We start from the raw sequence: 10,396 nt of genomic DNA, 5'->3' as shown, positions 1-10,396 counted from the left end.
CCACTGGACCACCCTCACCAACGCCAAAAACACCTACGACCCCACCCACACCCTCACCCCCGGCCAAAACATCTTCCCCTAACACACAAAAAACACCCGGAATCCGCGTCCGGAGAAATAGGAAATCCCCCGTCGCACGCCCCCGTTCGCCGACCGAAAGGCCGAATTCCCCATGCACGCCATCCACCACACCGACCGGGCCATCCTGGACCACCCCACCCACGCCGTCTGGGAGGCCATCGTCGACGAACTCAACGGCAGGACCACCTGGTGGCACCCCCACAACACCCACCAGCCCGGTCCCACCGGCCCCCAGCAGGAGGGCGGCACCACCACGACCACCGTCCACACGGGTGGCGTCGGGAAGCCCGGTCCCAAGCTCCGGTTCACCTCCACGACCACCCACGCGACGCCCGACGCCCGCCTGACCCAGAGCCACACCGGTCACTTCCACGGCACGACGACGTACCAGCTCACGCCCCACAACGACGGCGCCCAGACCCTGCTCACCGTCACCTTCGCCACCACCCCGCACGGCCTCGCCAAGTTCCTCCACAAGCTGACCAACCTCACCGCCAAGCACACCACCGCCACCCAGCGGGCCCTGAGCAACCTCCGCCACCACCTCGACAACCAGAAGTAAGAACCGTCACCGGAAGAGGAAGAGGAGGCCCGCCGTGACCATCACCGAGATCCGCACGCTGCCCACCCGGCACGCCGTCACCACCACCGACCACACCGCGACCACCGACGACCACGCGCGGCTCGCCATCACCGTCCACCAGCCGGGCGAGCCCGACCCGAGCCGGCCGTTGGTGGTGCTCGTCCACGGCTGGGCCGCGTCCCGGACCGTGTGGCACGCCACCGCGAGCCAGTTGGCGGCGGCCGGGCACACGGTGGCCACGTACGACCAGCGCGGTCACGCCTCGTCGACGGTCGGGCGGGAGCCGATCGGCATCGAGCGGCTGGCGCGGGACCTGGACACCGTGGTCGGGACGCTCACCACGCCGGAGCGGCCGGTCGTGGTGGTGGGGCACTCCGGTGGCGGGTACGCGGCGCTGGCCTGGGCGGCGGGGCTGTCCGCGAAGGGGCTGTCCGCGACCGGGCCGTCCGCCGCGAAGGGCGGGGCAAGTGTCAAGCGGCTGGCGGGACTTGTGCTGGTGTCGACGGCTTCGCACGGGCAGAACACGCCGGCGAACGAGGTCAAGATGATGGGGTCGAAGCTGTTCAGCCGGGCCCTGGGGACGCCGTGGCTGGGCCGTCGGCTGCTCGGTGGGACGCACGGGCCGAGTGCCACCCTGGCGGCGCGGGAGGCCAACCGCCGGTTGTTCGCCGCCACGGTGCCGGCGGTCCGGGCCGCCTGTTTCGCGTCGACCCAGGAGATGGACCAGCGCGCGGGCCTGGCCGGGATCACCGCGCCGACGGCGGTCATCACCGGGACCGAGGACACGATCGTGAAGCCCAGCTTCAGCCAGGAGCTCGCCTCGGCGCTGCCGCAGGCCGAGTTGCACCGGATTCCCGGCACCGGCCACATGGTGCCGCTGGAGGCCCCGCAGCACGTCGCGCACCACGTCCACCTGCTGGTCACGGCCGGCCGCTGACGACCGTGACCACCACCGCCCCCGCCGGCGTCCTGGCCGCGCTGCTCCCGCCCCACGTCCACTGTGCCGAGTCCTTCGGTGACCCGTCCGAGGAGCGACTGCTGCCGTTGGAGGCGGCGTACATCCAGGACCGTTCGCCGCGCCGCCGACGGCAGTTCGCCACCGCCCGGGCACTCGCCCGCCAGGCGCTGGGCGCTCTCGGGCACCCGCCGGTGCCGCTGCTGCCGGGGCCCGGCGGGGCGCCCCGGTGGCCGGTGGGTGTCACGGGCAGCATCACCCACACGGACGGGTACACGGCCTGCGCGGTCGCCGGTACCGGGCGGCTCACCTCGCTCGGGATCGATGCCGAGCCCGCCCGGCCGCTTCCCCGGGGCGTGCTGCAGCTGGTCAGCAGCGCGTCCGAACGCGGCGGCCTGGCGGAGCTGCCCGAGGGCCAAGCCCCGTGGGACACCGTCCTGTTCAGCGCCAAGGAGGCCGCCTACAAGGCCGTCCATCCGCTGACCGGCACCTGGGCTCCGCTCGCGGCCATCGCCGTCACCGTGCACGCCGACGGCACCTTCACGGCCCGGCACCCGCACCTCCCGGCCGTCCGCACCGGTTCCTGGGGCGTGCACCGCGGCACGGTCGTCACCACGCTCGCCCTCCCGGCGTCCCGGGCGGCCGCCGCGTGAGACGCCCGCCGCCTGTGGAGCACGCCCGCCCCGCTCCTCGTTCGACGCCGGTACGGCTGGTGCCGAACGAGGGGCGGGGCTACGGGGTTTCGCCCTGATCGGTGTGGCGCGCGGCCGGTTCGCCTGCGGCGGGCGCGGCGGGGCTCTAGCGTGGCGTCGACGTTGTCGGCGGACGGAAGGCGCTGAAGTGGATTTCCCGAGCAGGAAGGCCCTGGACGGGTTGACGGAGGCCGAGCACGGCGCGCTGGCGGCGATGCACGGCACGGTCAGCGGCCTGCACGCGGAGTGGCGCTCGGCGCTCGCCGTGGAGATGCGGTTGAGGTACGCGGCCGACGCCGCCGAGGGCCGCCGCGACGACGGGGACGACGGGGTGGCGCCGCGGCTCGACTACGAGGTCGCGCGGGAACTGAACGGCGCGGCCTTCGAGTTCTCGCAGGCGGTGGAGGTGCTGCTGTGGCGTACGGCCAGCGCGTACGCGGTGCTCGGCATCACCATGCTGGACCGGCTGGTCGCCGGCAACCCGCCGCTGTCCGAGGGCGTGGTGGGGCAGCTGTGCGAGGAGCCGCTGCTCGGCGCGTTCGAAGCCGCGGTCACCATCCCGGTCGAGCAGTTGCTCGTGGCCCGCGACGGCGCCGAGCAGGCGCATGCCCGCAAGGGGCGGCGGAGGATGGCCGCACTCGTGGAGCAGGCGTACGGGTGCCTGGAGGACGAGGCGCTGCCGGCCGCCGCAGGACGGGTCGCCGCGGCTCGGAGCCGTCTGTCGGTGGCGGCTCCGGAGGGCTTCGACGCGCCATGGCTGGGCTACCTGGAGCCGCTGGTCGGACTCGCGCGGCAGGGGCCGTACGAGATCAGCGCGTTCCTGAGGCGCCGGGCCTGAGGCGCCAGGTCTGAGGCGACGGACCCGACCCGGCCCCCCCCGGCGGCGGCACGTGATGCGGCCTCCGGGGGGCCGGCTGCCGGGTGGACGGCCGGACCGGCGTGGTCGGGCAGCCGGTCAGGCCGCCGTGGTCGGGGCGCCGGGGCGGTCGTCCTGTCGCGCGACAGCCACCGACCACTGCGGGAACTGCTCCGCGGGTGTCGCGGAGGAGGCGGCGGAGTCGGGGCGCGGCGACGCGGCGGGGAGGAACACGACGCGGCAGCGCCGGCACAGCCAGGTCGCCCGCCACACCTGGTGGAGCTGCTGCCACTGCTCGTAGGTCCGCGGCCACTGGTCCGCCGCGTCGCTCCGCCGGCTCCGGTGGGCGAAGTGGACGGCGAGTCCGATGCCCAGCAGGACCGCGGCGAAGAGGAACGCCCCGTAGTGGTAGCCGAACTGGTACGCGGCGTCGTCGACGTCGGCGGCCTTGTCGCCGGAGCCCAGCGTGGTCAGTCCCAGCAGGCCCATGAGGCCGGCCAGGACGAAGAGGGCGACCGCGGCCCCGCTCGTGCCCCGGGGCTCGGACGGCATCGTCAGCAGCTCCCGCGTCGGCGGGTCGAGCGGCCGGTCGGAGTCCAGGAGGGCGAGGCGCACGGTGACGGTTTCGTCCGCCGCGGCGCAGGTCGGGCAGGTGGTGCTCATCGAGAGGTGGCTCCGGAAGTGGTGCATGGTGTACGTGGTGTACGGAGGAGCACGTCGTACAGCACAGGGAACTGACTGCTCGTGCGACCGGCCCCGGAGCCGGGAGGCCGCTCCCGGCGGGAGGCGGCCGCGGCGGGTCACGACGGGTCACGGCGCCAGGGCGCCTCCGGGGGCGAGGGCGAGGTCGGCGAAGCGCTCCGCGATGAGCCGGTGGGCCTCCGGGGAGGGGTGGAGGCCGTCGGGGAGCGGGTGGGCGTCGTGGTCGGGCTCGCCGTAGAGGGCCAGGCCGTCCAGGTGGTGGAGGTGGAGGTCGCCGTCGGCCCGGCGGTCGGCGACGATGCGGGCCAGTTCGGCGCGGATGACGGTGAGGGTGAGCCGGCCGGCGGCGACGTCGGCGGGGTCGCCGGTGGCTCGGAAGCGGAGGGTGCCGCTGCTGAAGTCGGGGGCGAGCGGGCCCGGCACGGTTTCGTGGAGCGGGCAGAGCAGCGGGGAGACGAGCAGCAGTGGCGTGCTCGGGTGGCCGTCCCGGACGGTGTCCAGGAAGCCGTGGACGGCCGGGGTGAAGGCGCGCAGCCGCATCAGGTCGGTGTTCACCAGGTTGATGCCGAGCTTGAGGCTGATCAGGTCCGCGGGGGTGTCGCGGATGGTGCGCGCGGTGAAGGGGTCGAGCAGGGCGCCGCCGCCGAAGCCGAGGTTGGTCAGGTCCAGGCCCGCGCGGTTGGCGACCAGGGCGGGCCAAGTGCCGGTGGGGTGGGCGGCGTTGGAGCCGTGGCTGATCGAACTGCCGTGGTGCAGCCAGCGCTTGCGGGTGCCGGTCGGGACCGGCTCGACCGGGGCGTCGGTGTCGAGGGCGATCAGTTCGGTGGTCTCGGTGTGCGGGAGCCAGATCTCGACGGTCTTGTCCCGCTCCGGCAGGCCGGTGAACCGGGCGCTGCCGGACGGTCCTTCGGTCAGTTCGAAGCGGCCGGTGGCGAGGTCGACGGTGCGCAGGTTGCCGCCGGGGACGCCGACTTGCGCGGTGAGCCGGCCGTCCACCAGGAGGTCGTAGACGCCGTCCGGGACGTTCGGGACGCCCGGGTAGGCGCGCTTGGTGGGGACGGCGTGCAGCGTGATCGTGGTGGCGCGGGTGCGGAAGGCCAGCCGGACGCCGGAGGGCTGGGACTCGGCCATCGCGAGCTGCTCGTCCGGGATCCGTCGGCGGGCGGCGGCGGGCAGGCGGTGCGGCAGCAGGCCGCGGCGGGTGTGTTCGACGTCGAGGTGGCCGTGGAGGAGGTCCTCGGTGACGGGGGTGGTGATCGTGGTCATGATGCTTCTTCGGTTCGTCGGTTCGTCGGGTCGCCTGGTCGTCAGACCGGGCTCATGGGCGGATGGCCGGACTGGTCGTACGGGAGGCCGGTCAGTCGGTCAGCCGGTCGTACGGACTCCGCCCGAGCGCAGCAGCGCGTCGAGGGAGTCGATGATCCAGTCCCAGGACTGCCGCGCGTCGACGGCGGTGTGGCTGAAGCCGCCGGCCGCCTCCAGGCTGATGTAGCCGTGGAAGACGCTGCCGAGCATCCGCACCGCGTGGGTCTGCTCCGGCTCGCCCAGGTCGTAGCCGCGCAGGAGCGCCCTGGACATCTGGGCGTGCCGGACGCCCGCGCTGGCGGCGGCCGTCTCGGCGTCCAGGCGCAGGCGGGTGGCGTCGTAGCGGCCGGGGTGGCGGGCCGCGTAGTCGCGGTAGGCGTCCGCGAAGGCGGCGAGCGCGTCGCGGCCCGCCCGGCCGGCGAGGGCGTCGGCGACGAGGTCGGCGAGTTCCTCCAGGGCGTACAGGGCGATCCGGGTCTTGAGGTCCTGGGAGCTCTTGAGGTGGGAGTAGAGGCTGGCCGTCCGGACGCCGAAGCGGCGGGCTACCGCGGCGACGGTCACCTGGTCGAAGCCGACCTCGTCGGCGAGTTCGGCGCCCGCGACGACCAGGCGTTCGACGGTCAGCCCTGCCCGTGCCATGTGCGTTCTCCCGTACGGTCGCGTCGGTGGCCTACGGACAGTATGGGATTGCCTAAATGGTTTAGGCAAATGGAAACGACCTGCTCAGCCCGCTCAGCCCGCTCAGCCCGCTCAGCCCGCTCAGCCCGCTCAGCCCGCCAGGATCACCGTCTCCGCCGGCCCCGAGAAGCCCGCCGCCTGCGGCTGGCTGCCCGTGGCGGCCAGCCGGCGGTGCTCCTGCGGGCTGACGCCGCGCACCCGCTTGAAGGCCGCCGAGAGCGCAAAGGCGTTGCTGTAGCCGACCTTGCGGGCGGCGAAGGCGACGGTGCACTCGGGCTCGCGCAGCAGGTCGGCGGCGACCGCCAGGCGCCAGCCCGCCAGGTACGCCATCGGGGGCTCGCCGACCAGGGCGGTGAAGCGGCGGGCCAGGCCGGCCCGGGAGACCCCGACCCGCTGGGCCAGCTCGGCGACCGTCCACGCGGTGGCCGGATCGTCGTGCATCAGCCGCAGCACCGGGCCGACCACCTGGTCGTGCTGGGCGCGGTACCAGGCGGGGGCACCGGAGTCGGGGGCAGCCAGCCAGGAGCGCAGCACGGAGACCACCAGCAGGTCCAGGATGCGGTCCAGGACGAGCTCCTGGCCGGGCTCGTTGCGCCCTATCTCGGCGGCCAGCAGGTGCACCAGGGTGTCGTCCGCGCCGGTGCCGGCCGGGCGGACCAGCAGCGCGGGCAGGCAGCCCAGCAGTCGCTGGCCGATCTCGTGCTCGGCCTGGTAGGTACCGGACAGCACCACCGAGGAGGCCCGGTCGCCCTCCCGCCCCTGGCCCCAGGTCCGGACGCCGAGCGACATCACCTCGGAGACGTCCACCCCGCCCTTGGTGCACACCTGCCCCGGGCCGACGATCACGTCCACCGGGGTGTCCGGATCGTCCGCCACGGTGTACGGCTCCGGGCCGCGCACGATCGCCACGTCCCCGGGGTGCAGCAGCAGCGGGGTGCCGCGCTCGGGCAGGATCCAGGCGTCGCCGCGGACCATCGTCACGACCGAGAGCGGGGCCCGGTCCTCGATCCGCAGCGACCACGGCGGGGTGAGGATGGAGCGCAGCAGGAACGCGCCACGGGCCTTGGGGCCGTCGAGGAGTCCCGTCAGAGTGTCCATGCCGCCAAGTGTAGACGTCGGCACATCATTTGACGCTTCGTCATTTGAGAGACTCTTGAGTGATCGAGGTGGCCCGCACCGCCCCGATGCCGGATGATCTGCCCACGGGGTATGGACCGAGACACGGCGAACGCGATACGGCGGTACGGCAGTACAGCGGTACCGACAGCGAGAAGTGAGGGGCTCACGACGATGGAAACGGCACGCACACTCGTCCTGGTGGCGGCCACTGTCACCTGTGGACTGACCGCGGGACTGTTCTACGGATTCTCCTGCTCGGTCATGCCCGCGCTCGCGCGGGCCGAGGACCGGACCTTCATCGAGGTCATGCAGCGCATCAACAAGGCGATCCTGAACGGCTGGTTCGTCCTCGGCTTCGTCGGCGCCCTGCTCGCCACCGCGGCCGCGGTCGCCCTGCACCTGCCCTCGGACGGGCACGACGTCCTGCCCGCGACCATCGCCGCCCTCGTGCTGTACATCGCGATGATCGGGGTGACCCGCTCGGTCAACATCCCGCTGAACGACGAGCTCGAGGCCGCCGGGTCGCCCCAGCGGATCGCCGACCCGGCCGCGGTGCGCAGCCGCTTCGAGGCGCGCTGGGTGCGCTTCAACGTGCTGCGCACCCTGCTGTCGACCGGCGCGCTGGCCTGCCTCGCGTGGGCGCTGATCCTCAACGGGCAGAGCTGACCGGCCCCGACCCGCTCGACGGGCGGAGCCGACCGGGCCGAGCCCCTTCGACGGCCGGCCCGGACCCGCTCAGCAGCCGGGCCGAGCCCGTTCGACGGGCGGCCCCAGCGCGCCGCCCGTCCCCCGCCACCCTCTGCCGCCGGCCCGACTCAGCCGCAGAGGGTGGCGAAGCCGTACCCGCGCGCCTTGAGCGTGGAGATGATCGTCGGCAGCGCGGCCACCGTCTGACTGCGGTCGCCGCCGCCGTCGTGCATCAGGACCACCGAGCCGGGACGGACGTTGTCCAGCACCCGTGACCGGATCGCGGCCGTGCCGGGGCGGGACCAGTCCGCCGGGTCCACCGACCAGAGCACGACCTGCTTGCCGAGCGCCGCGGCCTTCGAGCGCACCGTGCTGTTCACCGCGCCGTACGGCGGGCGCAGGCAGCTCGGGGTGCGGCCGGTCCGCGCGCGGATCGCCCGGTCGGTGTCGGCCACCTGCGCGTCGAGCGCGGCGGCGGAGAGCTTGCGCAGGTCCGGGTGCGACCAGGAGTGGTTCTGCACGCTGTGGCCCTGCTTGGCGACCTGCGCGGTCACCGAGGGGTGGGCGGCGACGTTCTGCCCGATCTCGAAGAAGGTCGCGCGCACCCCGTACCGGGCGAGCGTCGCCAGGACCTTGGGCGTGTAGGCGGGGCTGGGGCCGTCGTCGAAGGTCAGGTAGACCACCTTGCCGCCGTTGGCGCCGGCCGCCTCCGCCCCGGTGGCGGGCAGGGCGACCGCCGCTCCCGCCGCCAGGGCGACGACGAGCGCGCCGATCGCGGTCCGGATCCTGCCGACTGCCGTTCGCCTGCCGGGTCGTACGGTCATGTCTGCCCCCTGCGGTCGGAACTCCCGTGCACCGGCCGCCAGTCTGCTCCCGAGGGGCCGTCCGCCGCGACCCTCCGTCGATCGCGAGCGAACGGAACCGGCCAGTGGGAGCACCGGGCGCCGTAAGCACCAGACACCGCCGGGCACGGCGGGTATCGGACATGCCGAGGCCCCCGGCGGGGTTCCGCCGGGGGCGCGGTGCGGGGGTTCGGCGTTCAGCGCCCCGCGCGGCCGTGCAGCACCAGGGAGCGGGTCAGCGCGAACAGTCCGCCGGCGCAGAGCGCGGTGCGGAGCATGTTGACCGGCACCCAGGTGTCCGCGAACTTGGCCCGTACGGCGGCCAGGTCGTGGATCTGCGCCGGGTCGCCGGCCGCCGCCAGCTCGTTGTTGAGCGGGATGTTGACGCCCATGGTGACGATCAGCGCCACCACGTACAGCGCCGTCGCGGCCGCCGCCCAGAGCGCGGCCTGGCGCCGACCGGCCTTGTGCTGGAGCCAGGCGGCGATGCCGGTGGCGAGGAACGCGCCGACGAAGACCAGGCCGAACAGCCCGTTCCCGTCGATCGCCTTGTTGATCTGCTGCATCGCCGCCACGTAGGTGTGGTCGTCGCCCGCCGCGAGGCCCGGCATCACCGAGACGTCGAAGGCGAAGAACAGGCCCGCCATCAGGCCCATCGCGACGGTGGCGCCCACCAGGAGCGGCCCGGCGGCCTTGCTCCGGGTGGCGGGTACGGCCGGGGCCGTACCGCCCGGCGCGAGGCCGGTGAAGGACTGTGCGGCGGTGTAGGAAGCAGGGGTCGCGGTCTGATTCGAGCGCATCGGTTTTCCTTCGGTCTCCCCGGTCCCCGCCCGACGCGGGGACCCTCCCGGTGTCCGGGCCGCCGGCCTCCTCACCGCTCCCGGCCGGGGCCGGGTGTTCGGTCAGGCGGTCGGCGCCGCCCGGCACCGACGATCAAGTGGACTGCCGTACGGACGGCAGGTGTTGCCCTTCTGGCTGGTCACGCGTTCCACACGCCCGAGGCGGCGGCCTCGCGGGCGTAGTCGGCGAAGTCCCGCGGCTCACGGCCCAACGCCCGCCGCACCCCGTCGCCCAGCGACGCGTTGCGGCCGTCCAGGATCACCGAGAACAGCTCCGCGAAGTCCGCCGGCAGCCCCGCCGCCTCCAGCACCCCCCGGTACGACTCCTCCGACACCGCCTCGAACCGCACCTCACGCCCCGTCGCCGCCGACAGCTCCACCGCCACGTCCGAGAACGACAACAGCCGCGGCCCCGTCAGCTCGTACACCTCCCCCGCGTGCCCCGCCTCCGTCAACGCCGCCACCGCCACGTCCGCGATGTCCTCCGCGTCCACGAACGGCTCCACCGCACCACCCACCGGCAGCGCCAACTCCCCCGCCAGCACCGGCTCCAGGAAGAACGACTCGGAGAAGTTCTGGTTGAACCACGCGCACCGCACCACCGTCCACGCGGCCCCCGACTCCATCACCGCCTTCTCCCCCGCCTCCGCGGCCTCCTCACCACGCCCCGACAGCAGCACCAGCCGCCCCACCCCGCGCTCCGCCGCCAACCGCGAGAACGCCCCCACCGCCTCCACCGCACCCGGGAACGCCAGATCCGGGTAGTACGTCAGATACGCCGCACTCACACCCTCCAACGCCCCCTCCCACGTCCCCTCGTCGTGCCAGTCGAACGGCACCGCACCCGAACGCGACCCCACCCGCACCCCGTACCCCAGGGCCGTCAGCCGGTCCGCCACCCGGCGACCCGTCTTCCCCGTCCCACCGACCACCAGCACGACACCGGACTCGACCGCGAGATCCACCACACCAGCCATCACAATCACCCTCACTCGGAGTAGGAGCCTGTTCGGATCGGCGGACCCGCCGGTGTTCGTGAACCCTGCGCGTCCGTCCT

The 10,396-nt window shown here is 73.7% G+C and carries 13 protein-coding genes; 6 read left to right on the top strand and 7 right to left on the bottom strand.

Going from position 1 to position 10,396, the window contains the following annotated elements:
* The 5 genes from ACFVXH_RS23105 to ACFVXH_RS23085 form a co-directional block, all read left to right on the top strand.
* A partial coding sequence (locus tag ACFVXH_RS23105) for a hypothetical protein (protein ID WP_375873872.1) occupies positions 1 to 82 on the top strand: 82 nt, incomplete at its 5' end.
* A gap of 90 nt (positions 83 to 172) precedes the next feature.
* A complete protein-coding gene (locus ACFVXH_RS23100) occupies positions 173 to 643 on the top strand; it encodes an SRPBCC family protein (RefSeq protein WP_074004792.1) in 471 nt (156 codons plus the stop codon).
* A gap of 34 nt (positions 644 to 677) precedes the next feature.
* Positions 678 to 1,601: an alpha/beta fold hydrolase gene (locus tag ACFVXH_RS23095; protein WP_387826660.1), complete on the top strand. Its 924-nt coding sequence runs from the start codon at positions 678 to 680 to the stop codon at positions 1,599 to 1,601.
* Positions 1,602 to 1,606: 5 nt separating this feature from the next.
* The gene (locus ACFVXH_RS23090) at positions 1,607 to 2,272 is read left to right on the top strand and encodes a 4'-phosphopantetheinyl transferase (protein WP_387826657.1); all 666 of its coding nucleotides are present in this window, start codon (positions 1,607 to 1,609) and stop codon (positions 2,270 to 2,272) included.
* Positions 2,273 to 2,459: 187 nt separating this feature from the next.
* Positions 2,460 to 3,149 carry a hypothetical protein gene (locus ACFVXH_RS23085; RefSeq protein ID WP_387826654.1) on the top strand — a complete coding sequence of 230 codons (690 nt, stop codon included), beginning with the start codon at positions 2,460 to 2,462 and terminating at the stop codon, positions 3,147 to 3,149.
* A 117-nt stretch (positions 3,150 to 3,266) separates the two neighbouring features.
* Here ACFVXH_RS23085 and ACFVXH_RS23080 read toward each other — a convergent pair whose 3' ends face one another.
* The 4 genes from ACFVXH_RS23080 to ACFVXH_RS23065 all read right to left on the bottom strand — a co-directional run bounded on the left by ACFVXH_RS23080 (position 3,267) and on the right by ACFVXH_RS23065 (position 6,950).
* Positions 3,267 to 3,830, bottom strand: coding sequence for a hypothetical protein (locus ACFVXH_RS23080; protein ID WP_387826651.1), 564 nt, complete (start codon positions 3,828 to 3,830; stop codon positions 3,267 to 3,269).
* A gap of 147 nt (positions 3,831 to 3,977) precedes the next feature.
* Entirely contained in the window at positions 3,978 to 5,135 is a 1,158-nt protein-coding gene (locus ACFVXH_RS23075; RefSeq protein ID WP_387826649.1) for a GDSL-type esterase/lipase family protein, read from the bottom strand.
* A gap of 99 nt (positions 5,136 to 5,234) precedes the next feature.
* Entirely contained in the window at positions 5,235 to 5,813 is a 579-nt protein-coding gene (locus ACFVXH_RS23070; protein ID WP_049653293.1) for a TetR/AcrR family transcriptional regulator, read from the bottom strand.
* Between the two features lie 129 nt (positions 5,814 to 5,942).
* Complete coding sequence (locus ACFVXH_RS23065; RefSeq protein ID WP_049653291.1) at positions 5,943 to 6,950, bottom strand: AraC family transcriptional regulator; 1,008 nt, start codon at positions 6,948 to 6,950, stop codon at positions 5,943 to 5,945.
* 219 nt (positions 6,951 to 7,169) lie between these two features.
* Here ACFVXH_RS23065 and ACFVXH_RS23060 point away from each other — a divergent pair, with 219 nt between their 5' ends.
* Positions 7,170 to 7,637, top strand: coding sequence for a DUF1772 domain-containing protein (locus ACFVXH_RS23060; protein ID WP_310593231.1), 468 nt, complete (start codon positions 7,170 to 7,172; stop codon positions 7,635 to 7,637).
* 149 nt (positions 7,638 to 7,786) lie between these two features.
* Here ACFVXH_RS23060 and ACFVXH_RS23055 read toward each other — a convergent pair whose 3' ends face one another.
* The 3 genes from ACFVXH_RS23055 to ACFVXH_RS23045 form a co-directional block, all read right to left on the bottom strand.
* Positions 7,787 to 8,482 (bottom strand): polysaccharide deacetylase family protein, encoded by a 696-nt coding sequence (locus ACFVXH_RS23055; protein WP_049653289.1) that lies wholly within the window; start codon positions 8,480 to 8,482, stop codon positions 7,787 to 7,789.
* Between the two features lie 215 nt (positions 8,483 to 8,697).
* A complete protein-coding gene (locus ACFVXH_RS23050; RefSeq protein ID WP_049653286.1) occupies positions 8,698 to 9,300 on the bottom strand; it encodes a DUF1772 domain-containing protein in 603 nt (200 codons plus the stop codon).
* A gap of 179 nt (positions 9,301 to 9,479) precedes the next feature.
* Positions 9,480 to 10,316: an NmrA family transcriptional regulator gene (locus ACFVXH_RS23045; protein WP_181970918.1), complete on the bottom strand. Its 837-nt coding sequence runs from the start codon at positions 10,314 to 10,316 to the stop codon at positions 9,480 to 9,482.
* Between the last annotated feature and the right edge of the window lie 80 nt (positions 10,317 to 10,396).

The sequence above is a fragment of the Kitasatospora sp. NPDC058184 genome (genome assembly GCF_042883725.1).
Taxonomy (GTDB): Bacteria; Actinomycetota; Actinomycetes; order Streptomycetales; family Streptomycetaceae; genus Kitasatospora.
The sequence above is the reverse complement of the archived record's forward strand: the minus strand, read 5'-3'. Positions and strand labels throughout refer to the sequence as shown.

Bases quoted from the DNA above. Each gene is read 5' to 3' on its own strand.
- ACFVXH_RS23045 (WP_181970918.1), bottom strand. From the start codon at position 10,316: ATGGCTGGTGTGGTGGATCTCGCGGTCGAGTCCGGTGTCGTGCTGGTG.
- ACFVXH_RS23100 (WP_074004792.1), top strand. From the start codon at position 173: ATGCACGCCATCCACCACACCGACCGGGCCATCCTGGACCACCCCACC.
- ACFVXH_RS23065 (WP_049653291.1), bottom strand. From the start codon at position 6,950: ATGGACACTCTGACGGGACTCCTCGACGGCCCCAAGGCCCGTGGCGCG.
- ACFVXH_RS23070 (WP_049653293.1), bottom strand. From the start codon at position 5,813: ATGGCACGGGCAGGGCTGACCGTCGAACGCCTGGTCGTCGCGGGCGCC.
- ACFVXH_RS23055 (WP_049653289.1), bottom strand. From the start codon at position 8,482: ATGACCGTACGACCCGGCAGGCGAACGGCAGTCGGCAGGATCCGGACC.
- ACFVXH_RS23050 (WP_049653286.1), bottom strand. From the start codon at position 9,300: ATGCGCTCGAATCAGACCGCGACCCCTGCTTCCTACACCGCCGCACAG.
- ACFVXH_RS23080 (WP_387826651.1), bottom strand. From the start codon at position 3,830: ATGAGCACCACCTGCCCGACCTGCGCCGCGGCGGACGAAACCGTCACC.
- ACFVXH_RS23075 (WP_387826649.1), bottom strand. From the start codon at position 5,135: ATGACCACGATCACCACCCCCGTCACCGAGGACCTCCTCCACGGCCAC.